This is a genomic window from Tengunoibacter tsumagoiensis (genome assembly GCF_003967535.1).
Taxonomy (GTDB): domain Bacteria; phylum Chloroflexota; class Ktedonobacteria; order Ktedonobacterales; family Ktedonobacteraceae; genus Tengunoibacter; species Tengunoibacter tsumagoiensis.
This window is the reverse complement of record NZ_BIFR01000002.1, coordinates 1172822-1198517: the sequence shown is the minus strand read 5'-3', so window position 1 is coordinate 1198517 and position 25696 is coordinate 1172822. Positions and strand designations below refer to the sequence as shown.

The window sequence follows — 25696 nt, the reverse complement described above, 5'->3', positions numbered from 1 at the left end:
GTTCCGTCTCTAAATCAGGACGATGTACCAATTCGGCTCGTTTGGCAGTTCGGATGGAGGGGATATTTGTTGCTCTGGTGCGAGCAACGAACTTTCACTATAGTAAAAAAAGAGCATCTACAAACTTTCCAGGATCCAATAAAACGAGATGTTCGATATCTGCTCCTATTCCAAGGAAAGTGATTGGCGCCCCTATGTCATCCACTAATGCAAAAGCACATCCTACTTTTGGGCTCGTATCTACTTTTGTGAGAATGACACTTTTAAGGCGATCATAAGAAAACATACGACGGAATTGTGGTACAAATTGTTGCCCATTCTCTGCATCAAATATGCCAATATTTTCAACAGATGCTTCAGGATATTTTTTACTCATCATGTCGTGTAGCTTAGAAAGCTCATGACTTCTTGTGTTTCCACCTATAAGGTGCGTGGGGAAATCGATAATGATACTCATCGGTTCTGTAAACAGTGTTGATTGTAGAAAATTGCACATTGTGTCAATAGAATCGACGGCCTGATCTGGATTTTGAACATCAATAGTGTTCTCTCTTATCTGCTTTCTCAAATTCTTAGTTTTTGTGGAATAGATAAGGGCATCTGATATGAGGAACACATTTTTACCAGCCTTTTTCAGATGATAAGCTAATTTTACTGCAGTGGTTGTGACCCCTGAATCAGGCCATCCTATGAGTATTTTTACCTCAAACAGCTTTTGAGGCCGTGATGAAAGAACATTCAAAGGAGTTTCGAGGAGGGATACAAGTTCATTATGAAGAGCAAGATATGCATCTTCTCCAGAGTGAATAAAATCGCCTTCAGCCAGGTGCCACAATTTCTCGCTGACCATTTGAGTTGCCTGAGGGCTGACGTTAGCAGCTAGAAGATTTTCCTCTAGTTGCTTCAAAAGGTCAGTTGAAAATGTTTCTGTAGCCTGAAAACGATCTTTTATTTGAGTAAAGTATGGTCCAAAAGCTTTGAGAAATTCGGTGTAGTTATTCATATTTTTTTACTCCTTTATCCTAATTACAGCTTATACGTCTAAAGTGATACTTTGTTACATCAAAATTCTTGTTTTTCTCCTATTTTAGACTACCACCTACATTCCTCTGTCAGAATTCCGACTGGCTTGTCAAGCTAATTTACATTGTAGAATTTATGGATACCCTGTATTTTGTTTTATACGCCAATCAGGTTCCGACGCACATAAAAATGGGAAACTTACAACAAGCCTGGGACGCTACTCTTCATGCTGAGAAGTTTGTTCTCCATTCAACCAATCCGAGAAAAATTGATGTGACCCACTACCAAATACAGGTTGCAGAAGCTCTTGGAGACCTCAAAAGCTCTACCCTTATCGATTGAAGGAAGTAGTATTTTTGTCCGGGTCCGCCAGCGCATTATAGATTGTCCAGTCCGTTTTTGTATACGCAAGACGAAGCCCTGATCGTTCCATATTGCGCTGACTCCCTGTTGCCACGCCAGCCTGACCGACAATAAGCTCGCATTCCTGGCTTATTGCTCTGGTAATGCGAGCCTGGAGTAATGCCTGGTGGCAGCCATATGCTCGAAATGAGGGGAGTGTGGCAGCCAGAGCCAGATAGCCAACCTGCTGATACAGAGAGAGTATCGCAATGGCTACTGGTTTCTTGTCAACAAGTGCAAAGAAACAGTTGTTGCTCGACACATCTATGAGACGAGACATACTCTCATGAACATAGCCGTAGGCTGCTGTCTTTGGAAGACCAAAACTGTTGAAATAAATATCCACAAAGGTTTCTTTTTCTTCTGGTTCAACAGAACGAATGGTCAGCTGTGGGAAGGAGGCCTGTTGTATAGCAGGAAGGCCGTACAGAACATTGTAAAATCCTGATTGATAAAATCCATGTTTCGCCAGTTGCCAGAGAAGAGACGGAGAAGAGAGAAGAGGAACGACCTGGAAGCTACAAATGCCACCAGAACTACGATACCACTCAATAATCTCATCAAGAAATCCCACATCATCACCGCTGATATGATGAACACGATTATACAGTCCGCTATGTGCTTTTTGTGCCAAAAGTGCTACGGCTTTGCCAAAAGAGCGTGTATAGGCACCGTACGGGTTACCAGGACATAAAGACAGCATCCGCTGCTTTTCGGTGGAAAAGAAAGCAATGCTCTCTTCCAATCGAGACGCGAGCTGTGGGGTTACCGAAGGTAGTGACTGATGCATATGTGCAGATCCCTTTTCAAATGAGAAAGAGGGCGGAATACTCCGCCCGACTGGGTTAAATAGAAATCAAGAAGGATTGGCTCGAATGTATGGTATCCTCAGCTACCACTTCAATAATACATCCAATTGCATGAATACGCCTATTGTCATTTTTACGTAGAAGTAAACCAGGTCTGTAGTGATGAAGATGAAGACTACATTTTAATTATATGAGAATATTTTAAATTCAGGTATAGTAATATAAACAATTAATGAGAAGGTACTAAAGAGAAATATAGGGAAAGACTGGATTAAACAAATGGCATCTATACAATTTACGCTGGCGATTAGTTATAATGAGAGAAGATAAAGTATTTAGATCTGCCCATAAGAAAGGGAACAGATCAGAGCAGAGTGTAAGTGGCATTACATTTTGCGGATTTTTTAGAGATCTAATGAATACAAGTGTTTGAATGGTTAACTATCGTTCATTAGTATGTCATCATCGACCTTCACCCAATACTAGAGCAAGCGCTACCGAGAACATGGGCTCGTTTGACCTGCCAATGTGACATTGGTAAGAAAAAGGCGAAACACAACGATTCGATTGCCACAAAAAAGAGTAAGGAGACTACTTGTGAGAATCTCATCATTGAGCCAAACAGAATAGTGCACTCCTGCTAAGGTGTCTCAAAATCGTTCGTTTTCTGCGATAACGAGAGAGTGAAAGAACACTATGTCTGACATGTCCTGGGATGAGCTGAAACAAAGAGATTTTATAGCTTTGAATAAACGTCTGGAGCAGGTTATGTTCCTAAGACTTCTCGTACTTCTATTACCATACGCAAACGGTTTTGTTGTTGGCTTTGTAATAATCTACGAAGCTCTTGTTCTCCCTGTCGCATTGAGTGTTTACATCACTCCAGTGACCATCATCATAATGCTTGTTGGTGCGATGGTAGTCTATTTTATTCTGAAGAGGCGTGATGTCAATGCCATCCTGCAGCCTAGCTTTCACGCCTGGTTCACACAGTATGGAATGGAGGCAACCGCAACAGTGATAGGGCGTGAGGCCAGCAAAGACGAAGATGGCGATTTGATATACTGGCTTGAATTCGCATGGTCTCATCCAGATACGCAACAACGCTCTACCAAAAGAATCTCTACCACAACTGTAACTGATTACAATGCCTGTCCTTTAGAGAGTACGCATCCTGTACTCTTTGATCCCGTTCATCCTAACATTTGCCAATTTTACAGATCTCAGCTTAAAGCCACTGAGATTATAGTGGGCTACCTGGAGTAGGGGTAGGATCTTATGCATGATAGATAAAGCACTGGCAAGAGCCGCTTTCTTGCCAGTGCTTTATCTATTCCTGCGTATTCGCTTCAACTGCATTACCCCCAGAACCACATACCAGAGAAAGGCTTCAATCTCCATACTTCTTTGCAGTAACCCACCAATTGGAGCGGTCCATCTCCCATGATTGTAAAAGTAGGGCCCGAAGATCTGGAGCACTGTGAGCAGTCCGGTTGCCAGCGAATACCAGCCGAAGCTCCGCCACCTCACCTCTTTTAACAGACCCGATCCGATAACAAACAGCGCGATGCTCAATAAATCAAAAAGCAGATGGAAGCCGAGAATATGCAGGAAATCATGCCACAATACTGGGTGCCCCGATACGCCTTCTGTAAAGATCCCACCAAGGACCAGCCCACAACCTGAAAGGATCATGAGTACCAGACTGATCTGGGAACGGATCTTGCCAAGCATTGGGTACAGTGTTTGGTAGATTCCTACATTTGCGATGATAAAGAACAAGCCACAAATCACAAACGTCAGGTTTTGCGTCCAGCCTAGTGGTCCCAGTTCCAGGTCGCTAATCGGCTGGCGAATAGGTGAATAACCAGGTCTGAGTAACCCATTCACGATAAACGCAATAACGAAGAGAAGCGGTGTCGCGATATTTATGAGTGCAAAGAACAGTACCAGAAATTTTTGCCGTTCCCATGTGGGCGGTGTGAATGTTGCCTCTTTAGTTGTATTATAGTTTATATCATTTTGGGACATGAAATAGTTCTCCTTCATTCTTTCATATATAGAGAGTTCTCTCTACCTTCTTCATTCTCCTCATAAATATAAAATGCTTCTGTCGCACCACTATCACAAGATTGTCGCAATTCTGTCATCATGGGTAAATGCTAAGAGTTTGTCTTAGAGTGTGTCTTAAGAGCCGCCAATGCTGGCTGATCGAGATAACCTCGATACTTCATTATTGAAGAGATATTGTCTGACGTCATATACATGACAAGTGTATATTTCATTCATCTTTGACAAAAAACCGTCCGTTTCTTCAAGCTGGAAGGGACATCAAACGTGTCCCCAGGCTCTTAAGACATACTCTTAAGATCAGAACACCGTTCTAGCGATGAGAATATTTTAAATTCAGGTGCTGGAAAAAACACAGGACAATGTGTCAGGTTTTTGGCCGCGTTCGCGATAAAGAAGTGTATGCCATGAAGCAAACATCTATCAAGGTGATTGAGAAGGAGAGCTGAATGATGGTGTTACCACCGTATGAAGAAACGGTAATACTGCCACCGGTGCAAGCTGGAACACAAAGCGCATTCCCCATTGACTATCTTTTCACCAGTGAACGAGCATGGCTGGTGCAGAAATGTGCTGGCATCGTTCGTAACGCGGATGCCGCAGAGGATCTGGCGCAGGAGACGCTATTGGAAGCATGGCGCAACCGGCATAAATGGTATGGCAGCCGCAGTGAAAAGCCTGAGCCTCTTAGAAGATGGCTTGCGGCTATCGCACGCAATATCTGCTTGCGCTGGCTGCGGGAGGATCAACACGAGCGTGCCCACCGTATGACTCACACATCCTTGGCTACGAGCACAGCATCCGACTATGGTCTGGAAAAGGATGAGTGGAACATAGACGAAGTGGCAGCTCCAGATACGTATGAAATTGAAATTGAGCTTGAACGTGCGGAATTGAGTGCTCTGTTGAGTCAGGCACTTGGCTATGTCTCCGAATCATTGCGCACAGCACTGGTGGCCCGATACCTTCAGGGAGCAACGCACGATGAAATCACGCGGCAACTTCAGGTAAGCGAGGCCACGCTGGTCCAACGTATTTATCGAGGTAAGATCGCACTGCGTACCGTCTGTGCAACCCATCTGAGCCAGGAGTTGGCAGCTTACGGCATCTATCCGCCAGGAATACGGCCAACAACGGAAGTAACACGTCTGTGGTGCCCGTGGTGTGGGGATGACCGACTCGTGCTCAATGAGGACGCATCTGCCGGGAAATGTTCTTTTCGATGCCAGGGTTGCCGCGTTCTTCTTGGGGGAAGACGCGATACCGGCAACTGGCAGAAGGTCAGTAGTTCCGCAGCCAGATGCGCTCAGCTACTAAAAGAACTGTATGGGTACTACTGGCAAGCCATCGATCAGGAGCCAAGCTGCTTCTTTTGTGGAGGACCGGCAACACTGACGATCAAAGAAGCACAGGATCTCCCAGCAAAGTATCATGGGATGGGCAGACAGGCTGGCATTGCTATTTCTTGTCTTCAGTGCCAACGGACACACTACAACACGCTTTCGCATCTGACGTTCGATCTGCCACAGGTCCGGCGCTTCTGGAACACACACAAACGCATCCATTGGCGCCAGGGAGAGGAAATCGAACATGCAGGTATCCCGGCGCTGGTCAGTTCTTTTCAAAGTAAGGAGAGCCAGAAGCATATCGATGTGCTGGTAGAGCCGCAAACGTTTCGGGTGTTAGCCATCACTGAAGCGTAAATAGGTTTTCAATATCACTAATGAGCATCAACCTGCAACGACGTGTTCCCTTGCGTCGTTGCAGGTTGACGCTCATCTGTTCGCACAATGGCAGCGACCGGGCAGGCTATTCTGCTATTGACCAGATTTTCACTCTATCGCTTGCTCCCGCCAGAAGACGCGTGGGTGACGCAGAGGGCGACCAGGCCACATCATAGAGGGGTTGATCGCGAAAGGTCTGTCTCTGCTGCCCACTCCTGGCTTCCCAGATCTGAAGCGTCTGATCAAGGGCGGCTGACGCAATGAGTACGCCATCCAATGACCAGGCTATAGCCGTCACTGGCGACGTATTTTCTGTATAGCAACACACGCGTTTTCCTGTGGAGGCCTCCCAGACATGGATAGCATGGTCATCTCCACCCGAGGCCACCAGGGTGCCATCAATCGACCAGAGTACGGCTCTCACGCGTGCTTCATGCGCTTTATAGCAACACGTTTGCGTCCCTGTTGCAACTTCCCAGACATGAACGGTTTTGTCCCAGGAGGCAGAGGCAATCAAGCCCCCATAAGGTGACCAGGCGAGTCCAGAGACAGGTCCATCATGTCCTTCATAACGCTGAACCACTCTGCCTGTCTCCACTTCCCAGATATGGACACTCCAATCACTACTTGCAGAAGCGAGCCGTGTTCCGTCGGGTGACCAGGCAATACCATTCACGCTCGCAGCATGTCCAGTATAACAACGAAAGGCCTGACCAGAGGCGATATTCCAGACACGTACCGTTTTGTCCTGACTGGCTGTCGCCACAAAACGACTATCCACTGACCAGGAAACGGCGGTAATCTGTTGCAGATGTCCGGAGAGGACTTTCTCTATCTGACCGGTGAGGGGATTCCAGAGATGGAGCGATGGAGCTTCTCCACCTGCTGCCAGGTACTTCCCATTTGGAGACCAGGCCAATGCATTGATCCGACCTCCGGGCTGCTCATAGACGAGAGGCAATTGAGGAGCCACAGTAGAACAGTTCGTACCACTCCCATCTTCTTGATGGGAAGCGCGAAACTGATCAGACACCTGTGTCTGAGGAAAGGAGCGCCTGGCCTCAGATGGATGGAGAGCGCTCCCCAGAGCATCTGCAAAATCAAGAACGGTGGCGAAACGTTGGGTAGGGTCTTTTGCCAGCGCTTGCTGAACAACGGCCTCCAGTGCGGGCGAGATCTCAGCATCATGCTGACGCAGTGAAGGGATCGGCGCAGAGAGATGCTGGCCAATCACTTCAACAGAACTACCCAGGTACGGCCTCTCACCACAGATCCACTCATAGACCATAATTGCCAGGGCATATTGATCACTTGCCGGAACAGGCTTCCCCTGCAATTGCTCAGGTGCTGTATACGCAGCAGTCCCGGCATAGGTACCGGTCCGTCTTGATGAGGTATGATGAGCAACGGTAGCAATCCCAAAGTCACTCAAGAGAAGAGTATCTTGCTCATCCAGCAACACATTGGCCGGCTTCACATCGCGATGAATCAACCGTGTCTGATGGGCATACGCCAGCGCCTCCGCAATCTGTCTGACATAGTTCAGAATCAGATCAGTAGCAACACGCTCTCCACCCGGATGCCGATCCAGCAATGTTCCATGAGCAGCATATTCCATAACGAGATAGGGCGTAGACTTTTCAATATTAAAATCAATCACCCGCAGAATATGGGGATGTTTAAGCGCAGCAATCCTTCTCCCTTCCTGAAGAAATGCTGCGCGAAAACTTTCTAGCTGTGCATCTTCAATATCATCAAGCAGCAATTTCACGGCTGCGGGCGTCTGCAAATAAAGATGTTCAGCGACATAGACCTGCCCAAAACCACCCTTGCCAATACGCTTCAGCAAGCGGTAATTACCTAACTCCTGTCCTTCCCGATTCCACATACGACATTCTTCCTGTTCATCGTACTATCAATCCTTCGACAGAGCTCACCCATGTTATTGAGCAGCACTGGTTGTACAGTTAAAGCGAATAGCATCTGCTCCAAGGTACCATTGTGGCGTTCGCCCACTGGTAAGGGTTACAGAGAAGGTATAGGTGTTATTCGTGCTCTTTGGCAGACTGAGCGAAGGAACCTTTCCATTTACGTGCAGGTCCAGCCAGGTTGTTACTGGCTGATTCTGATTCTGCTTATCAAAGGCATATCTGGCACTACTCCCCCCATTGGCTGTAATATTCAAGACATAATAGGCATCAGGAGCGCCTGCATACCAGGAAGGAATGTGGACAGATACACTGCATGCCCCATTGGGCAAAAAGGCGTTGGACCAGTTCCACTGTGCCTGCACAGCATTTTGATTCCAGGCCCATTGGAAAAACCCGGAACAGTTGCCCGGGCTATTCTTTGGATTCCCACTGGCACCTGTATAGCTGTGAATAGGTCCAGAGTACCCGGAGGCATTCACCACGGTATCAGAAGCCACCGTATTCCAGGCTGTGGTATTGGTTAATTGGGCCTGATCCCCACAGACATAATAGCTCATGGCGTAGGATGGAAGAGGCGTGGGTGTGGGCGTTGCGGTGGGCTGCACCGTTGGAGAAGGCTGCACAGAATTGGGTTGTGAGCCTGCTGGTATTGTACCTCCATTTTGAGGAATGGAGGTCGCCGTCGGCTGTGAAGTGGCCGTTGGCTGGAGCGTTGCGGTGGGGGTTGGCAGTACTTGTCCGGTGGCCGTTGCAGTTGGCGTGGCCATATGTGTACTATTCACGAGTGCCTTTGGCTTGACAGCATGAACGGTGTGAGAGAAAGGATCTGTCACCCTATACCAGAGCAAAGGGGCAAGCACCAGTGTTCCAACGAGTAAGCATAAAAGTATAACCTGCGCAAGTGACCAACGGCGCCATCAGGGCTTTCCAATTCTAAAAATGGAGATGAAAAAGAAGAGTTTTCCTTGTAGAATAGAAAAACCAATCACACTCTCAAGGAAAACTCTGCATGGACTATACCACATTTTCCCTTCCCGAGAGGAAGGCAGAAATCAACAACCCAGCACTCTTTCTCTCTTTGTATCATCTCTTTCAACACCTTCCCGATCCCCGAAGAGGTCAGGGACAACGCTATGAACTGGCTTTCGTGCTCACGTTGGTCGTCGTCGCCAAGATCTGTGGAGAAAAAACCCTCAAAGGAGTCACTCAATGGGCACGCTATCGCAGGATGCTCATTGCGCAGCACTTTGGGCTCACGCGAAAGACGATGCCTTGCCAAACCACCTACAGCAATCACCTGGCCATGGTCGATCCTGCACAGTTGAGTCAACTGCTGGCTGATTTCTTTGTGCGATGGGAAGCGCAAGGTCGTTGCCAGGATGAACCGAGTCGTTTACGAACACCCGCAGGTGCCTACGAGCATGCCCATCTGGCCCTGGATGGCAAGACCGTTCGGGCAACGACCTCAGAAGAGACCCCGGTCCATCAATTGAGCTTGTATGAAGTCAACACAGGGATCATGCTGGCCCAGTGCAATGTGAGAGACAAGCAAAATGAGATCAGTGCGGCCAAGACGCTCTTCAACCCGGCAGTACTTAGAGGACGCATTGTCAGCGCTGATGCGATGCATACCCAACGGCACTTTTGTTCCCTGATTCATCACGCTGGTGGGTTTTACGTCTTGATAGCCAAAGGCAATCAACCATCCTTGCGAGAAGATATTGCCGATTTTTTTGAAGATCCCTCCCCTGATCGTCGACGGTGGAAGCAAGCCCAGACGTGTGAGAAAGGTCATGGGCGCGTGGAGAGGCGGGAGATCGTCTGTAGCCCCGACCTCAATGACTGGTTTGCCGCCACCTGGTGTGGCATTGAGCAAGTCTTTCGCCTCACCCGTGACACGGTGATCAGCAAAACAGGACAGCGCAGACAAGAAGTGGTCTATGGATTCACCAATGTGCCCATGCGACACGCGTCAGCGGATCGTCTGTTGGACGTAGTGAGAAAGCATTGGGCGATCGAAAATCGACTGCACTGGCGTCGAGATGTGACCTTGGGGGAAGATGGTTGTCAGTCACGGACCCAAAGCGTTCCCCATGTGTTAACCCTTTTGAACACCTGTGTGCTGAGCCTCATGGATCGCTTGGGGGTCAAAAATGTTCCCGACCAAATCCGTTGGTTTCAGCAGGACCCTACCCAGGCTTTTCTTCTGGTTCAGAAGGGAACATGCCATGTCGTTTAGAATTGGAACGCCCTGCGGCGCCATAGAGGCAGCGTTCCTGTCAGAACTGAAACGCGTGATGGTGCGCCCAATGGTGGTGGGGCCGCTGGTTGAACCTTCGCCTGTAACGGTGACGTATCCAGCTCTTTGATAAGGGTGTGGAGTGCTTCGACTACTGCATAACAGGCTTCTTCCTGATCAGGCCAGGCAGAATCGGTCAAAGCCAGCCCATTTTTGGGGAGCAGGTCTAACTGGCTAAAACGTCCATCATTCCATGGAGCTGGCTCAGCCAGGATAGGAACAAGACGCACCTCATTCCGCCGCTGCCACTCCAACGCATTCACCATTTCAGCACTCTGAAGATAGTCCGAAGCCAGAAAATCCGGGCTTACCAACCACAGGATAATATCAGCGGTGGTATAGTGGTGCCTATGCACATCATCCCATCCGCCAACGACATCAATAGCCAGCTCATTCCACGCGCCCACCGCCCCTCGTCTTAATAGAGGAGCAAGCTGCTGTTCTAAACGTTGTGCTAAACCTCTCTCTTTTTGAGCATAGCAACAAAAGAGAGTCATGTGAGAAGACATAGACAGCTCTCCTCTTTCAAATACTTCCCAATAGGGAATAGGTTGCGAACCGGCCAGATAGCTATTTACACGTCATTTACTACTTATAAGGGAATTGTATCATAGATGGAATTCAATGGAAAAGTCTGTAGGAGCAAAGTTCCTGGCGACCAGTCTGGCTCTGCCGAGAAAAAGTGCTTGTGCTCATAGCGACGGGTCTTCTTGCGGTATCAGCGATAAAAGTTTTATCATCACGAGAAATGGAGAAAAAGAAACAGAAAAGAAAAATTGGGGCTTGCATTTCCACTTGATTATCCCTATGATAGACCTCATCATATACCCAGGGAGGAACCAATGGAACCGTTAACAGCCGGATTAACAGAACTGATTTTAACCGTGAAAGATGTGAAGAAATCAGCAAGTTTCTATCGCCATGCCCTTGGATTACAGGTTCAAGGTGAGATTAGCGAGGAATGGGCCTGGTTTTGGACAGGGGCACCTGGACAATCACAGCGCATTGGCCTGCACAAAGGCAGTTTACCCTACGAGATCTACTCGCCAAACTCGAGCGAACAACGCTGGGGCTCAGTACATTTTAGCTTTGCTATCCCCGCAGACAGACTAGAAGCCGCCATCGCTGGCGTTCGGCTACAAGGAATTGAAGTACGAGGCCCTCAATACTCAGAGGAGCAAGGAACCGCCTCCTACTACTTCTATGACTTCGATGGCAACCTTATCGCTTTTACCTCTCCAAGAATATAGGAAATATCGCCGTTACAAGCAGATCGCTCTCCCCTCTTTACGTGCACGTAAAGAGGGGAGAGCGATCTGCTTGTAATCAGCTTCCTGGTTGGCAGAAATGGTCGAGAGAACGCATTTCTGCCGATCAGGAAGACTGGCCAGAGAGACTATTACCAGGCATACGCCTCGGGAGCCTGTCCGCCCGGGCCAGGGAAGATTTCGTCCAGTTGACGCAAATGCTCTGGACTTAACTGAATAGTAAGTACATGCATGGTATTATCAAGCTGCTCAATCGTACGAGGACCAATAATTGGTGCAGTTACCATTGGATTGGACTGCAACCAGGCCAGCGCAACATGAGCAGGTTCCTCACCGAGCTCGCTACAGAACTTTTCATATGCCTCCAGCCTGGAGCGATTTTTCTCAATCTCGCTTTGTATACGTGCATCAGCACGACGACCTTGCTCGCTCTTCTTTAATACTCCACCAAGCAGGCCCCCAGCTAAGGGGCTCCAGGGGATGAGAGCCAGTCCATATTCTTGACAGGCTGGTAGCACCTCAAGCTCAATCATACGCGCATTCAGATTATACAGGCTCTGTTCTGAAACCAGGCCCAGAAAATGCCTCCTGGCCGCAATCTCATTAGCACGTGCAATATGCCAGCCTGCGAAATTGCTGCTCCCAACATAGAGTACTTTGCCCTCGCGAACCAGTTGCTCCATCGCCTGCCAGACCTCGTCCCAGGGCGTGTTCCGATCAATATGGTGCATCTGATAAAGATCAATATAGTCCGTCTTCAAACGCCGTAGACTCGCCTCACAAGCCTGGCGAATATGGCGAGCTGATAGACGGGAGTCATTGGGCCAGTCACCCATATCGCCATAGACTTTCGTGGCCAGAACAACCTTCTCGCGGCGTCCACCACCCTGAGCAAACCAGCGCCCAATGATCTGCTCGGTGATCCCCTCACCCTTTTGCCATCCATAGACATCAGCAGTATCAAAAAAGTTTATGCCGCGATCCAACGCACTGTCCATAATCTCAAAGCTATCTGCCTCGTTGGTCAATGGGCCAAAATTCATGGTGCCCAGACAGAACCGGCTCACCTTCAGTCCCGTACGGCCAAGATATGTATATTCCATCCGAACCTCTTTCTTCCTTTTCACAGAACAAGACTCAAAATACTCAGACAGCGATGATAAGCATCGCTCTCGGTTTGTTGGCTCATGCCAACGTGTCTCCCATCATTAGATACTTCATAGCTTCAATTCGTCAAACAGGACGCTGCTATTTCTTGCAGGCACGTTTCATAAGAACAATTCTCTGCGATACATAGAGATAGAGATAATTCCATGCCACTCATTCTCTCCATCTACGCGCACACATCTAAATGTACAATGCGAAAAGAGTCAATCATGATCATATCAATCTTCAGAAATCTTGGATAATGTACTTTAAGAGCCTGCGTTATTCGCACCTTATGGAGATACAATCAACATTCTGTCCTCTTTGCCGCCAGTAAGCTTGAAAGGAAGGCAAAATTAGCTTATCCTTTAGATGGAACCTATAAATGTGAAATACAAACATTCAAGTAAAGGATTACATGTATGCAATTCTATCCCACAACCGCAACGGATAACCTCCTTGACCCCTCATTTCTTGCCAATCCTTATCCAACCTTTGCATTCTTACGTGAGCATGATCCTATCCACTGGAACCCCTATTTTAACTTTTGGATGGTTACCCGTTACGACGATATTTTGGAGATCTTTCAAGATAAGAGCTTTCATAGTGCGCCTCTATCGTTTGTTCCCGTTCTGGAGGCCTTACCTGAAGAGGAGCGAAACAAGCTGATTGCAATCAGTGCGTATCTCACAAATTTTATGCAAGCCATGGACGATCCAGAACATGCACGCCAGCGTCAACTCGTTCATCGTGCCTTTACGCCCCGTGTGGTTGAGCGTCTGCGTGGTCGCATAGAAGTCATTGTGACAGAGATTGTGGATCAGCTCATTGCGAAAAAAACCTTTGATATTATTGAGGATCTGGCATTTCCCCTTCCATCAACGGTTATTCTGGATGTACTGGGTATTCCCCATGAGCTACGCGAGTACGTGCGCAAGAGTACGCATGTCATTAGCGATCTGCTCACACTTCTGACTCCCGTTCCTCCTGCCCCGGGACAGCTTGAGCAGATGGCGGCCATCTTACAGGATGCAGCAGAGCAGCTCAAACCTATCCTTGCTGAGCGACGTGAGCATCCACAAGAAGATCTTTTGAGTACGCTGGTACAGGCCGAAGAGAATGGAGAGCGGCTCAGCGAACAGGAATTACTAATTATTGTGACGATGCTGCTCTTTGCAGGACATGAGACCACCACCAATTTAATTGGCAATGGCCTCTATGCACTGCTTTCTCACCCGGACCAGAGAGCGCTCTTACAACAAGATCCCTCCCTGGTCCCGTCTGCGATTGAGGAGATGCTCCGTTTTGACTCTCCTGTCAGCTTCATTTTTCGGTTTCTGGCTGAAGATAAAGAGTTCAAAGGAAAATCACTCCACAGAGGAGATCGGATCGCTATTGTGCTCTCAGCAGGCAATCATGATACGGTGATGGGCGAAAATCCAGAGGTCTTTGATATCACACGCTCTTCTGGTCCAAAGCGTCTGATTAGCTTCGGCTATGGCGCACATTATTGTATTGGAGCTGCGCTGGCCCGTATGGAAAGCCAGATTGCGCTAACCCAGCTGATCCATCGACTCCCTGATCTCCAGCTTTCCTCACCTGCTGTTTCCTGGCGTCCGAATTTCTTGTTACGTGGCCTCACCGCATTACCCGTGACGACACAGCCATAAACATCGGATCACCGTTCAACATCAGAAACCCTGAAGCCCGCCAGCCGTTCACCCTATGAGCCTGGGAGAAAGGTGGGGGTATTCAAAAGTCCTGAAGCGTTCGCGTGAGTGTATTACCTAACACGATGTATATGCTATACTGCACTGTTAGGTAATACACCACGAGTATTCAGGGTGAGGAGATTCATGCCCAGGCGCACAACCTACAGGATCATATGGTCAGAAGAGCTACAGCGCTACACGATGACAGGCGGGGCGATCGCTGAAGAGATTCCACAGCCAACAAGCTCTGAATGGGTGCCCTGGCTGTGCAGTATCAGGTCGTTCTCGTTTGTCAGTCGCACTGGAATACACTACACAGCCCGTCAGGAGAAGCTACAACGCGGCAGTACCTACTGGTACGGCTACCGCTCGCATGAGGACAAGACCATCAAGCGTTATATTGGCAAAACCATCGATCTCTCTATCCGTCGCCTGGAAGAAGTCGCAGCTCAGTTGACAGGTGAGAATCGGCCCGCGCCTCCAGTTCCTCAATCGACAAACAATGGAAAGCAGAGCAATGCGCTTACGATCAGGCACACTCCAATCCCCTCATCATGGCAAAAAGATCATGCAGATGAGCCGCTCATACTGCAGAGGATGCCGCTCCTGATATCAAAGCTTCATCCTCCCCATCTTCCCTCCACACTGATTGCGCGTCCAGACGTATTAGCCCTGCTTGATGCAGGGATGGCATACAAACTCACCCTGCTCGCAACGCCCGCAGGCTTTGGCAAGACGACCACGGTCAGCCAGTGGGTCACGGAGCGCCAGACCCACGCGACCACAACGCTATCACAGCTATCTGGGGAAACGACCGCGCATTCAACCCATACGCATACGGCCTGGGTGTCACTGGATGAAGGAGACAACGATCCTGTGCGCTTCTGGCGCTATATCATTGCAGCCTGCCAGAGTTTTCATGCCGATCTAGGACGCAGTGCCCTGGCGCTGCTCTTCTCGGAACTGGAACCTCCCTTCGAACTCCCCTCTCAGGAAATGATGCTGACGCTACTGCTCAATGATATTACTCATTTTATCAAGAATGGGTTGCTGATTCTGGACGATTATCACGTTATTACAGAACCACGCATCCACGCAATGATGATTTTTTTTATTGATCACTTACCCACGTCACTCCATATCCTTTTACTGACCCGTAGTGAGCCACCATTGCCGCTCATACGTTGGCGCAGCAGAGGCGAGTTACAAGATATCCATACTGCTGATCTGCGTTTCTCTCCCGCCGAAACTACCGCCTTCTTACAACAGTCCCTATCACCCAGACAGATCACAACGCTTTCCGATGACGCAATTGGTGATTTTGCAAGAGGCATGGAGGGCTGGGCAGCCGGGCTCCGTCTGCTCCAGCTTACCTTGCCTGGACAGCCACCGCACAGCGAGCTAGAGCATCAGCTGGCTCTGCTGTCAGGCAGCTCGGAGAGCCGCCTGAACGCAACGCTCCCCATGCATCCTCGTATTGTCGAGTACTTTATTACCGAGGTCTTGAATGCCCAGCCAGAGGTGGTACAACATTTCTTACTTCAGACGAGTATGCTCAGCCGCCTGACTGGTTCGCTCTGTGATACTGTGACCGGCCAACAGGATTGTGCGATGTTGCTTGAACGTATCGAACGAGCTGGACTCTTTCTGGAAGCATTAGAAGGGGCCAATCAGGCCGAGCCATGGTATCGCTATCACGCTCTCTTTGCTGAAGCAATGCGCAAAGAGGCGCGGACCCGACTGGGAGCAGAGCAGATCCGCACCCTGGCGCAAGCAGCAAGTCAATGGTATGAGCATCATGGTCTGTTCGCAGAGGCTGTAGACGCCGCACTCAGTGCTCAGGAACTTGAACGCGCTGCCTTTTTGATCGGGCGTATCTGCACTACCACCAGCTTCTATGAGATGCATACGCTCCTGCATTGGTTGAGCCAGATCCCTGAAACAATTCTGGAACATCATCCTGAACTGTACTTCTACGAAGCGCTCGCACTCCTGTTTGCCCAGGCTGAAAACGAAGCCATTCAGTTCAAAACAGGGCGTATCAACGAGCGGCTTCAACGAGCCGAACAGAGCTGGCGAGCCAGTGAAAATTACGCCAGGCTCGGTGAGGTCTTTGCCTTTCGTGCTCTCGTCATCTGGCGGCATGGAGAGATTGTTGGAGCAGGAACATATGCTCGTCAGGCACTTGATTGGCTACCGCCTCCTCCAACCAGGCACCAGAAGAGCCTCGGGCACCATACGGAGAAGATTGATTGGCGTAGCATCTGCCTGGCAGTCATTGGGATGGAGACCATGAATGAGGGGAATCTAGACGAAGCATACCAGAAGCTTCAAGAAGCACGTGAGTGCAGCCTTTTTTCAGGAAATAAAAGCTTTACACGTGCGACGACGATCATGCTTTCTTCAATTCTCCTGATGCAAGGCAAGCTCTATCAAGCGACAGAATATATTCAGCAGGTGCTCAGTGAGGCCAGAGCAAAACAGGACTGGGAAGATGTGATCTATGCGGTGCATGGATTGATGGGCATTGCTTATGAACGGAATGATCAGAAGGCAATGGAACAATGGGAACGTGAACTGGAAGAGATAGACAAGCAGAGCCTCGGAGTCGAGTGGCAAGAAATGATCCATTTGTATCCTGCGCTCTTGCACCATCTCCGGGGGAAGACGATAGAGGCTCAACAACAGCTTACAGCACTGCTGGCACGTGTAGAATTGATTCAATCACCCCATGTGCTCTCCCTGCTTTTCGATATACAGAACTGGCAGATACGGCTACAACTTGCTCTCGGCGATCTACCAGCAGCACAACACAGCCTCCTTGCTCTGAGCCAGCACAAAGCAGGCTTCTCAAGGCACTCTTATGAGCGATTACAGCTATTAGAGGCACGCCTCTTTCTGGCGCAAGGCGACGCGCCAGCTGCACTCACACAGTTCGAGTCACTACTCGCTATTGCACATGCCAGACAACGCACACGGGAGGCGCTTGAGATCCAGGTTCTGATGGTGCTGGCCTATGCAGCCTGCAAACAAAAACAGGAGGCCCGCTCTCTGCTTCGACAGACGCTAGTCCAGACACATAGCGAAGGGTATATGCGACTCTTCCTCGATGAGGGCGAGCCACTGGCCGTTCTGCTCCGTACATTCCTTCCCACAGTACAGGAAAAGTGGCTCCGTACCTACATACACCAGATCCTCCATGCCTTTCATCTGATGGCATCAGAGACCGATCCCCAGACCAGACGGGAAATGCTGACTGTCGAGCCGCTTTCACCCCAGGAGCAACGCGTCTTACGGCTCCTGGTGGCAGGTCAGACTAATCCCCAGATGGCGCGCGAGCTGGTCGTATCAGTCAATACGATCAAAGCTCATGTGAAAAACCTCTATCGCAAACTGCAAGTCAATAATCGTCTGGAGGCCAGTGAGGTGGCTCGCCACCTGAAGCTCTTCTGACGCGCCTGTATGCTCCCATTTGCAGGCCTCCTTCACGCATTTCGCAGACCTCATCAAAAACTACCCGAGTGGTGGATGTGGTATTACCCACTTGCTTCTTAACATAATGGCAGATCAAGAAAAACAAAGAACTGAAAGGGGTTTACCACCTTATGGGCAATACCATCCAGGAACATGCTGCTGTACCTTCAACGCAGACATCTCCGCTGACTCAGCCGCAGAAACCGAGAGACTACAGCCGTAAACAGGTTCTCACCACTATGGGCGGGCTCTTGCTGGCTCTCTTCTTTATCGGATTGGATCAGAATATTACCGGGACAGCCATGCCACATATCATCGGCGAATTTCATGGCTTTGATCGTTTCACCTGGGTCTCTACTGCATTTATGCTCACATCTACGGTTATGATCCCGATTTACGGCAAGCTCTCCGATCTATTCGGGCGCAAAGGTATCTTTCTCACTGGCCTGAGCATCTTCCTGCTTGGGTCTGCATGCTGCGGTATGGCACAATCGATGGATCAGTTGATCCTCTTCCGCGCCTTTCAGGGCCTGGGGGCAGGAGGGATTATGCCCGTTGCTATGGCGACCTTTGCTGATCTCTTGCCGCCGCAGCAGCGCGCCAGAATGCAGGGGGGGATGATGGGGATCTTTACCTTCTCCACTATCCTGGGACCAGTGATCGGTGGCTGGATTACCGATCACATTTCCTGGCGCTGGGTCTTCTATATTAATCTCCCCTTTATCCTCCTTGTACTGATCGGTCTGCTACTCCTGATGCCACGACTGCGACAGTCGCATGTCAAGGCCAGAATCGACTTTATTGGAGCGGCCCTCCTGATCCTGGGCGTGGTCCCGATCCTGCTTGGCTTCTCCTGGGCTGGTACCTTCTTTCCCTGGCTCTCCTGGCAGATTCCGAGTCTGTTGGGTGGAGGAGTGCTGCTGTTGATTCTGCTGGGCTTCTACGAGGTGCACCTCGGACGGAGCGGAGGAGAACCGATTATCGATCCCTCCCTCTTCAAAAATCGCGTCTTCACCATTTCAGCACTGAACATCATGATTACCTTTATGGGGATGATCGGGAGTATGGCCTTCCTACCACTTTATGCACAGGGAGTACTTCGTATCTCGGCAACCAATAGCGGCTTTCTCCTCATGCCCATGATGATCTCGGCTATGATCAGTAGCATCATTTCCGGTCAGGTGGCTTCGCGTACAGGACACTATAAACTGCTCGCGATCATTGGTATGACCATTATCGTGGCAGGAGGTGGGGCATTCTTATTCCTGGATGTCAATTCTTCGCCGATCCAGATGATTGTAGCAATGGCACTTATGGGCCTGGGGATTGGCACAAGTATGGCACTCTATAGCACGCTCATTGTGAATTCGCTGCCCCCCCATAAGATTGGGCAGGGCGTCGCAAATATGGATTTCTTCCAGGAGATGGGAGGACCGATTGCGCTCTCAATTATTGGTCCATTCCTGGTGGCTCACTACACACCAGCCTATTATGCAGCCCTACCAACTGCAATCAAGCAGCGGGTCCCCGACGCATTGTTGAAGATCTTTGACAAACCAGATATCGTACTCAATCCCTCGGCACTTCACGCACTGGCCGGACCATTCTCAGCCTTTGGCCAGGGAACGCTAGATCAGGTATTAGGAGCGGTCAGGGAGGGCCTGACACAGGGTATTCATATGGCTTTTCTCATGGGCTTCTGTATTCTGCTGGTTGGACTGGTGATGGTATTCTTCATGCCCAGAGTGGAGATCCAGAAGACGCCCACGGAGTAACTGAAAACCTCATCAGGAGCCGCTGGCAAAGCAGCCAGAGACTGAGGAACATCATGATTGTCCTGCGCTCTTTACGAACAAAAGCGAATATCTTACAATAGCGAGGTCGTGTGTGTAGCAGGAGGTTTCGATGATTACGATTATTCCCTATCAGTCTCATTGGCCAGAGGATTTTCTGGCTCTGGCCAGGCCGCTCCGCGAGGTCTTAGGCGATAGCGCACTTCGCATCGATCATATTGGATCAACAGCCGTCCCAGGATTGGCGGCCAAAGATATTATTGATATACAGGTGACTATCAACGATTTCGATAATGTGCCCCGGCTTGTCGCAGCTCTGGGTTCGCTTGGATATACAGAAGCCGTTGGAATTACGCAGGATCACCTCCCACCGCTGTATCAAGGGCCTGCAACGGACTGGGAGAAACGCTATTTCCGCCCGCCTACCAGCCTGCGCCCAATGCATCTTCATATTCGAGCGTCTGGCCGTCCCAATCAACGCTATCCCATTCTGTTCCGCGATTACCTGCGTGCCCATCCCGTCGCCAGTGCAGCATACGCGCTGATCAAACAGCATCTCTCCCAACGCCATCCAGATGATGTCGACTTTTATTATGACATTAAAGATCCCCTGTGCGACATCGTTATCACTGCGGCTGAGGACTGGGCGCAGTCGACCAACTGGCAGATGGGCCCATCCGACCAATAGTATCAATCCCTGATAGCTATTTCCAGCTTTTTTGTGTAGCCTCTTTTGTAGGAAAGACAAGATCATGTTTACATTGCGCCGCTATAGTTCAATTGACCAGGCAGCTGTTGAATATCTTCATGTATTTGCTCTTCAGCAGACGGGAGCTTATCTAGGACGTGGTCCCTGGGACGATGATATCTATGCGATTGAGGATGTGTATCTCAAGAATCAGGGAGAATTTCTGGTTGGTGAATACGACGGTCAAGTGGTAGCAATGGGCGCTTTAAAACGGACAGATGCAGAACGCGCTGAGATCAAACGCATGCGTATCCATCCGAGCTATCAGGGACGCGGCTACGGCCAGCTCATTCTTCATGAACTCGAAGCATATGCTCGCTCTCTTGGCTATCAGATCCTGCAACTGGATACCTCTATTCTCCAGATTCCAGCCCAGAAGCTCTACGAAAAGAATGGCTACCACGAAGTTGGCAGAGAGACCTATCAACAAGAAATTGGGAAAGATCTCTATCAACCGCTTGAGGTGATCCTCTATGAAAAGCAGTTGGCATAGCCGAAATCAAAGAGATCCTGGTGAGAAGATAACGATGTATCTGGCCGTATAACTCACATTATCTGCCTGCATACATCGTTATCTTCTTTTCACGCGACCAATCTGATGGAAATCACCTGGCTGTATACAGCCATTCAGGGTTCAGAGGATCTATGCCAGTGGATACTGCTTCCACACATAGCCAAGCACACAGTTGATGAGAGCAACGACTGCAAAGATCGCCCCCAGGACAGGTTGACCGGCAAGAAAGAGAGCTACAACCCCCACAGCATCAAAGACAATACGCAGAAGCCAGTACCAGACTCCTTTCAGCTGGTTTGCCGATTTTGGTGCACCATATCTGCCCCAGATGATAATAGCGATGACTGGCGTACCAATGCCCAGAAGGATGCGCAAAAATAGATTTGAACCGGTTACAAAGCCCCAGTAGATCAGGGCTGCCAGAACACTCAGTTCCAGAAAGAACGCCAGCGCAAGGTTAAAATATTTAAATAATTTCATAAAGAACAGTCCTTTGTCTCCCCATTACAATAGAAGCCCTATGGCTTAGCGGCCAGGCACAAAGATCGGGTGCACCTCTACATGCACAGCCTGTATCTGTTTTGAGAGCAGATCTTCCTGAGTATGATGCAAACAGAACTCAAGTGCAGGCCCCATCGTCATCTGTCTCTGCCACAAAACGTCCTCTTGCACCTCTCGATGCTGGTGCACCTGTTCATAGAGATGAGCGTAGCTAACGCCAGCTGGCTTGTTAAACCAGGTGGCAGAGCGAATCTTCGCTACCTGCGTCAGATCGATCGCATCATCCTTTAAGCGGTACAGGCCGCCTGTTCCATACTCGGCCAGACGTGCAACCGCGTTATGAGGCTCTCGACAGATTCCGGTCACCGCTGCCTCATCCAATGGATCAAGGGCCGATGAATTCTCTACCAGGTACCAATCCTCGTAGACCTCACTCCCCTCAGGCATCCAGGGCACCTGAGCCATCTCCAGGACTATTGAACCGATAAACCCCTGTGACTGCCGCTCTTGCAATATCTCATGAAAGGCAAGCAGCTTCTCCTGATAATCCTCTCTGGCTCCATTCATCGCTCGTTGATGCCAGAACACATATGCCAACATTTTTTTAGTCCCTTTCTTTCTGTAGCAAAGCTCGCTCCTTCACGCTATAGTACCGCTAAAGTGTCTGCAAGAAAAGAGCCAATTGCGACAAAAAAGAAAGAACCACTCATAGACATTATCGCATGCCGTTGCTGAAAAAGAATGGGCACCACAATTGCACTCTATCTCACGCTAACTGAAAAATACCTCTCAAAGCACATTGCTGATGGATACATTTTATGATGCCTCAAACACCTATTCGGGCTTTCCTCTATTTGGGCTTCATGGAGATGTTTAGTGATAGCGGGCTCGATGCTGGTTGTAATCCGCTCTTCGGGCTTTCTGCTATTCGAACCCATTGGATGGCTTGACAATCAGAATTTTTTATTCCAGTTATAATCCCTCTTTCGGGCTTTCCACCATTCAGAAGCAGAGCATGGAGAAAGAGCAAGAATTAGATACTGAACGTTATAATCCCCTATTCGGGCTTTCTCCTATTCCGACAATTCATTTGCAATTTCTGGCATCGCAATATGAACATCGTTATAATCCCCTACTCGGGCTTTCCACCATTCAGACCCTGCGCTTCCTGATCATGTGACCGAACGAGCGGCAGTTATAATCCCCTACTCGGGCTTTCCACCATTCCGACATGAAGATGGATGCTATCGTCCAGTGAAAATTGAACAGTTATAATCCCCTACTCGGGCTTTCCACCATTCCGACTTCATATCTATTACTATCTGTTACTGCCTGTACAAGTCATAATCCCCTACTCGGGCTTTCCACCATTCAGACTGGAAAAAGGCTATTCTTTGATTTTGCTGTGTGGCGTTATAATCCCTCATTCGGGCTTTCCACCATTCAGACATCAAACACTTCGTCTACCGTATGTCGGTATACACTCTTGTTATAATCCCCCTTTCGGGCTTTCCACCATTCAGACTTTTCGACAATGTTCGTTCTGTTGCTCAGGCTACTGAGAGTTATAATCCCTCTTTCGGGCTTTCCACCATTCAGACGTGCTGGAGGCAATGCCCGTCAGACCGGCAGTCCCGGCGTTATAATCCCTCTTTCGGGCTTTCCACCATTCAGACGTCCTCCCTGCAGGGACAGGGGCCAGTGGAAGCAGTAGTTATAATCCCTCTTTCGGGCTTTCCACCATTCAGACCGAGGTTGCATCGGAGATCGTGACACTTCTCCGCACAAGTTATAATCCCTCTTTCGGGCTTTCCACCATTCAGACACCAAAAATAGCTTTGAAATGGCTATGGACCAGCTGTTATAATCCCTCTTTCGGGCTTTCCACCATTCAGACTTTCGCTTTTAAGAAGCTCTATAGCAGATTCTAACCGTTATAATCCCTCTTTCGGGCTTTCCACCATTCAGACATAAAAACAAACAGAGACGCTATTATCGAATATCTCTCGTTATAATCCCTCTTTCGGGCTTTCCACCATTCAGACCAAAGATGGCGGCGTCGCGCAGATCCTTTATCGACATGTTATAATCCCTCTTTCGGGCTTTCCACCATTCAGACGCTATGCGACGATGTCGAGCAATGTCAATCCGTCCGGTTATAATCCCTCTTTCGGGCTTTCCACCATTCAGACTACCGAAGCGCATACTTACCAAAGCAGTATATGACGGTTATAATCCCTCTTTCGGGCTTTCCACCATTCAGACCAGCAACAGGAATATCTCTCAAAAATGATCGATGAACGTTATAATCCCTCTTTCGGGCTTTCCACCATTCAGACTCTGGACGCATCATAGAGAATGCGTTTCCACCGTTTGAGTTATAATCCCTCTTTCGGGCTTTCCACCATTCAGACTATATCTTCAATGAATTTATGAGGTATCTCACTATAAGTTATAATCCCTCTTTCGGGCTTTCCACCATTCAGACACTATTTTAATGCTTGACAAATGTTTTATTGCGTGGTAGTTATAATCCCTCTTTCGGGCTTTCCACCATTCAGACAGTAGCTTCAACTCTCTTCATTCTGAAGATCTTTTGTTATAATCCCTCTTTCGGGCTTTCCACCATTCAGACCCCTGCCCTTCTAGTATAGCATAGAAAGCGGCTTGAGGGGGCATTTTGCGGGAGGCTCTTTTTTGGAGCGCTTATTTGGGGTCAAAAAGAGGCTGTTTTTGGGATGAAGTCCCCTCAAGCCGCCTCCAGAGAGACGCGGGAGGCTGAGCTCAGCACCGAGACCACGACCACCTCCCGCTAAACTGGTCTTTCATCAACGTAAGAAGGGTCCTATTCTCTTTCGGGTTTTCTCCCATTAGGACTCTCATCTATCACTTCAATGGGGAGATAACTATTGCGTTATAATCCTTTCTTCGTACAGTTCTGATTATTACGCTGCATTGCTCCCCGAGTGGGGTTATAATCTCTCTTTCGGGCTTTCCGCTATTCCGACGCAAAAAGAAATATCCCCCCGTCTCTATTCTGAGCAGTTATAATCCCTCTTTCGGGCTTTCTCCTCTTTGGACGTTAGAGTCATAGCAGTATTGTCCTAATTTTTTCAGGTTATAATCCCTCTTTCGGGCTTTCTCCTCTTTGGACGATAAGGAATTCGAATGGAGTCACCGTATCGAGCACGAGTTATAATCCCTCTTTCGGGCTTTCCACCATTCCGACAGGTATGAAGGGCGTTATAGGCATATTGTTGGTTGTGTTATAATCCCTCTTTCGGGCTTTCCACCATTCCGACATATGCCCAAACGCCGAGACATTGTACAGGCAATGGCCGTTATAATCCCTCTTTCGGGCTTTCCACCATTCCGACACAGATTCGTACATTTCACGAACGATATCAACTGTAGGTTATAATCCCTCTTTCGGGCTTTCCACCATTCCGACACAAAATTGTGCGTCAGATTCTCGACGACGCGGGCATGTTATAATCCCTCTTTCGGGCTTTCCACCATTCCGACAAATATACCTATGGATTGTCTCTGGAAGCTTACCAGTTATAATCCCTCTTTCGGGCTTTCCACCATTCCGACCTTGTGAAACAGGTCCTAGATATGTGAGGTAAGGATGTTATAATCCCTCTTTCGGGCTTTCCACCATTCCGACCCCTGCCCTTCTAGTATAGCATAGAAAGCGGGTTCAGGGGGCATTTTGCGGGAGGCTCTTTTTTTGGAGCACTGATTTGAGGTCAAAAAGAGGCTGTTTTGGGGGTCAAGTCCACTCAAGCCGCCTCTAGAGGGACGCGGGAGGCTGAGCTCAGCACCGAGACTACGACCACCTCCCGCGAAATTGGTCTTTCATGAGACAGAAAAGGTCGTATCTTCTTTCAGGTTTCCCCATCGCACATTCATAAAAGCGAGCAAGGCCTTTTTTATTGCGTCTAGTTACCATCTCTCTTTGAGGCTTTCCCCTCTTCCCACCATCATTTCATTCGCCCAGGAAAGACAAGTAACCTTTCATGCTTTTCTTGTTCGATGTAAAACTAATGACGTTTATTGTTGGTCTACTGCAGTTTCTCCTCTTTGGAAGCCTGTTTGCGGTCCTGGGTCTCTGCAGCCTGACATTTTATGGACTGCTGGCCGGAACGATCGCAACGCTTTATGAAGAGGAATGCACGCTTTCAGCGTTTCCAACGGTATGTGACGGGGAGTATTTCTATTGCTTTTGGTCTCATCGCCGCATTTGCGGGTTCGGAGAAAAAGTGACTGGTGGGAAATA

19 protein-coding genes and 2 CRISPR repeat arrays are annotated in these 25696 nt (G+C 48.9%); of the genes, 10 read left to right on the top strand and 9 right to left on the bottom strand.

The features are described 5' to 3' along the window. Positions 1-97: 97 nt before the first annotated feature. Entirely contained in the window at positions 98-1003 is a 906-nt protein-coding gene (locus EL628_RS25195; protein WP_126582755.1) for a P-loop NTPase family protein, read from the bottom strand. Positions 1004-1354: 351 nt separating this feature from the next. Then, positions 1355-2215 (bottom strand): hypothetical protein, encoded by an 861-nt coding sequence (locus EL628_RS25190; protein ID WP_126582754.1) that lies wholly within the window; start codon positions 2213-2215, stop codon positions 1355-1357. A 724-nt stretch (positions 2216-2939) separates the two neighbouring features. Between EL628_RS25190 and EL628_RS25185 the strand changes: the two genes are divergently transcribed. Next, complete coding sequence (locus tag EL628_RS25185) at positions 2940-3500, top strand: hypothetical protein (RefSeq protein ID WP_126582753.1); 561 nt, start codon at positions 2940-2942, stop codon at positions 3498-3500. A 60-nt stretch (positions 3501-3560) separates the two neighbouring features. On the opposite strand, the gene EL628_RS25180 is transcribed toward EL628_RS25185, so the two are convergent. Further along, complete coding sequence (locus EL628_RS25180; RefSeq protein WP_161975755.1) at positions 3561-4265, bottom strand: DUF998 domain-containing protein; 705 nt, start codon at positions 4263-4265, stop codon at positions 3561-3563. Between the two features lie 488 nt (positions 4266-4753). Here EL628_RS25180 and EL628_RS25175 point away from each other — a divergent pair, with 488 nt between their 5' ends. Next, positions 4754-6007, top strand: a complete 1254-nt coding sequence (locus EL628_RS25175) for an RNA polymerase sigma factor (protein ID WP_126582751.1) — start codon at positions 4754-4756, stop codon at positions 6005-6007. Between the two features lie 106 nt (positions 6008-6113). Here EL628_RS25175 and EL628_RS25170 read toward each other — a convergent pair whose 3' ends face one another. Together EL628_RS25170 and EL628_RS25165 are read right to left on the bottom strand one after the other, a co-directional pair. Then, a complete protein-coding gene (locus tag EL628_RS25170; protein ID WP_126582750.1) occupies positions 6114-7916 on the bottom strand; it encodes a WD40 repeat domain-containing serine/threonine protein kinase in 1803 nt (600 codons plus the stop codon). A gap of 54 nt (positions 7917-7970) precedes the next feature. After that, the gene (locus tag EL628_RS25165) at positions 7971-8741 is read right to left on the bottom strand and encodes a hypothetical protein (RefSeq protein ID WP_126582749.1); all 771 of its coding nucleotides are present in this window, start codon (positions 8739-8741) and stop codon (positions 7971-7973) included. 227 nt (positions 8742-8968) lie between these two features. Between EL628_RS25165 and EL628_RS25160 the strand changes: the two genes are divergently transcribed. After that, positions 8969-10198 (top strand): ISAs1 family transposase, encoded by a 1230-nt coding sequence (locus EL628_RS25160; RefSeq protein WP_126581053.1) that lies wholly within the window; start codon positions 8969-8971, stop codon positions 10196-10198. On the opposite strand, the gene EL628_RS25155 is transcribed toward EL628_RS25160, so the two are convergent. Next, positions 10195-10767 (bottom strand): TIR domain-containing protein, encoded by a 573-nt coding sequence (locus tag EL628_RS25155; protein WP_126582748.1) that lies wholly within the window; start codon positions 10765-10767, stop codon positions 10195-10197. The genes EL628_RS25160 and EL628_RS25155 overlap by 4 nt on opposite strands. A 333-nt stretch (positions 10768-11100) precedes the next feature. Here EL628_RS25155 and EL628_RS25150 point away from each other — a divergent pair, with 333 nt between their 5' ends. Beyond that, positions 11101-11508 (top strand): VOC family protein, encoded by a 408-nt coding sequence (locus tag EL628_RS25150; protein ID WP_126582747.1) that lies wholly within the window; start codon positions 11101-11103, stop codon positions 11506-11508. A 149-nt stretch (positions 11509-11657) separates the two neighbouring features. On the opposite strand, the gene EL628_RS25145 is transcribed toward EL628_RS25150, so the two are convergent. Then, the gene (locus tag EL628_RS25145) at positions 11658-12629 is read right to left on the bottom strand and encodes an aldo/keto reductase (RefSeq protein WP_126582746.1); all 972 of its coding nucleotides are present in this window, start codon (positions 12627-12629) and stop codon (positions 11658-11660) included. 465 nt (positions 12630-13094) lie between these two features. Here EL628_RS25145 and EL628_RS25140 point away from each other — a divergent pair, with 465 nt between their 5' ends. The 5 genes from EL628_RS25140 (at position 13095) to EL628_RS25120 (ending at position 20892) form a co-directional block, all read left to right on the top strand. Further along, complete coding sequence (locus EL628_RS25140) at positions 13095-14342, top strand: cytochrome P450 (protein ID WP_126582745.1); 1248 nt, start codon at positions 13095-13097, stop codon at positions 14340-14342. A 186-nt stretch (positions 14343-14528) separates the two neighbouring features. Continuing rightward, positions 14529-17837 carry a winged helix-turn-helix domain-containing protein gene (locus EL628_RS25135; protein WP_126582744.1) on the top strand — a complete coding sequence of 1103 codons (3309 nt, stop codon included), beginning with the start codon at positions 14529-14531 and terminating at the stop codon, positions 17835-17837. Positions 17838-17989: 152 nt separating this feature from the next. Beyond that, the gene (locus tag EL628_RS25130) at positions 17990-19633 is read left to right on the top strand and encodes an MDR family MFS transporter (RefSeq protein ID WP_126582743.1); all 1644 of its coding nucleotides are present in this window, start codon (positions 17990-17992) and stop codon (positions 19631-19633) included. A gap of 130 nt (positions 19634-19763) precedes the next feature. Next, positions 19764-20339 carry a GrpB family protein gene (locus EL628_RS25125; protein ID WP_126582742.1) on the top strand — a complete coding sequence of 192 codons (576 nt, stop codon included), beginning with the start codon at positions 19764-19766 and terminating at the stop codon, positions 20337-20339. A gap of 64 nt (positions 20340-20403) precedes the next feature. After that, positions 20404-20892: a GNAT family N-acetyltransferase gene (locus EL628_RS25120; RefSeq protein WP_126582741.1), complete on the top strand. Its 489-nt coding sequence runs from the start codon at positions 20404-20406 to the stop codon at positions 20890-20892. Between the two features lie 150 nt (positions 20893-21042). Here EL628_RS25120 and EL628_RS25115 read toward each other — a convergent pair whose 3' ends face one another. Together EL628_RS25115 and EL628_RS25110 are read right to left on the bottom strand one after the other, a co-directional pair. Next, on the bottom strand, positions 21043-21393 hold the full coding sequence (locus tag EL628_RS25115) for a YrdB family protein (RefSeq protein ID WP_126582740.1): 351 nt from the start codon (positions 21391-21393) through the stop codon (positions 21043-21045). Positions 21394-21438: 45 nt separating this feature from the next. Continuing rightward, on the bottom strand, positions 21439-22014 hold the full coding sequence (locus tag EL628_RS25110; protein ID WP_126582739.1) for a hypothetical protein: 576 nt from the start codon (positions 22012-22014) through the stop codon (positions 21439-21441). Between the two features lie 218 nt (positions 22015-22232). On the opposite strand from EL628_RS25110, the gene EL628_RS31225 reads away from it, so the two are divergent. Further along, positions 22233-22364 (top strand): hypothetical protein, encoded by a 132-nt coding sequence (locus tag EL628_RS31225; RefSeq protein WP_443098293.1) that lies wholly within the window; start codon positions 22233-22235, stop codon positions 22362-22364. Positions 22365-22385: 21 nt separating this feature from the next. Continuing rightward, a CRISPR array of direct repeats spans positions 22386-24049; the repeat unit is 37 nt; unit sequence GTTATAATCCCTCTTTCGGGCTTTCCACCATTCAGAC. 335 nt (positions 24050-24384) lie between these two features. Continuing rightward, a CRISPR array of direct repeats spans positions 24385-25084; the repeat unit is 37 nt. Positions 25085-25696: the final 612 nt, after the last annotated feature.

Coding starts and splice junctions, on each gene's coding strand:
- EL628_RS25155 (WP_126582748.1), bottom strand. CDS start 10,767: ATGTCTTCTCACATGACTCTCTTTTGTTGCTATGCTCAAAAAGAGAGA.
- EL628_RS25170 (WP_126582750.1), bottom strand. CDS start 7,916: ATGTGGAATCGGGAAGGACAGGAGTTAGGTAATTACCGCTTGCTGAAG.
- EL628_RS25145 (WP_126582746.1), bottom strand. CDS start 12,629: ATGGAATATACATATCTTGGCCGTACGGGACTGAAGGTGAGCCGGTTC.
- EL628_RS25140 (WP_126582745.1), top strand. CDS start 13,095: ATGCAATTCTATCCCACAACCGCAACGGATAACCTCCTTGACCCCTCA.
- EL628_RS25160 (WP_126581053.1), top strand. CDS start 8,969: ATGGACTATACCACATTTTCCCTTCCCGAGAGGAAGGCAGAAATCAAC.
- EL628_RS25135 (WP_126582744.1), top strand. CDS start 14,529: ATGCCCAGGCGCACAACCTACAGGATCATATGGTCAGAAGAGCTACAG.
- EL628_RS25120 (WP_126582741.1), top strand. CDS start 20,404: ATGTTTACATTGCGCCGCTATAGTTCAATTGACCAGGCAGCTGTTGAA.
- EL628_RS25175 (WP_126582751.1), top strand. CDS start 4,754: ATGATGGTGTTACCACCGTATGAAGAAACGGTAATACTGCCACCGGTG.
- EL628_RS25125 (WP_126582742.1), top strand. CDS start 19,764: ATGATTACGATTATTCCCTATCAGTCTCATTGGCCAGAGGATTTTCTG.
- EL628_RS25110 (WP_126582739.1), bottom strand. CDS start 22,014: ATGTTGGCATATGTGTTCTGGCATCAACGAGCGATGAATGGAGCCAGA.
- EL628_RS31225 (WP_443098293.1), top strand. CDS start 22,233: ATGATGCCTCAAACACCTATTCGGGCTTTCCTCTATTTGGGCTTCATG.
- EL628_RS25115 (WP_126582740.1), bottom strand. CDS start 21,393: ATGAAATTATTTAAATATTTTAACCTTGCGCTGGCGTTCTTTCTGGAA.
- EL628_RS25130 (WP_126582743.1), top strand. CDS start 17,990: ATGGGCAATACCATCCAGGAACATGCTGCTGTACCTTCAACGCAGACA.
- EL628_RS25180 (WP_161975755.1), bottom strand. CDS start 4,265: ATGTCCCAAAATGATATAAACTATAATACAACTAAAGAGGCAACATTC.
- EL628_RS25190 (WP_126582754.1), bottom strand. CDS start 2,215: ATGCATCAGTCACTACCTTCGGTAACCCCACAGCTCGCGTCTCGATTG.
- EL628_RS25185 (WP_126582753.1), top strand. CDS start 2,940: ATGTCCTGGGATGAGCTGAAACAAAGAGATTTTATAGCTTTGAATAAA.
- EL628_RS25195 (WP_126582755.1), bottom strand. CDS start 1,003: ATGAATAACTACACCGAATTTCTCAAAGCTTTTGGACCATACTTTACT.
- EL628_RS25150 (WP_126582747.1), top strand. CDS start 11,101: ATGGAACCGTTAACAGCCGGATTAACAGAACTGATTTTAACCGTGAAA.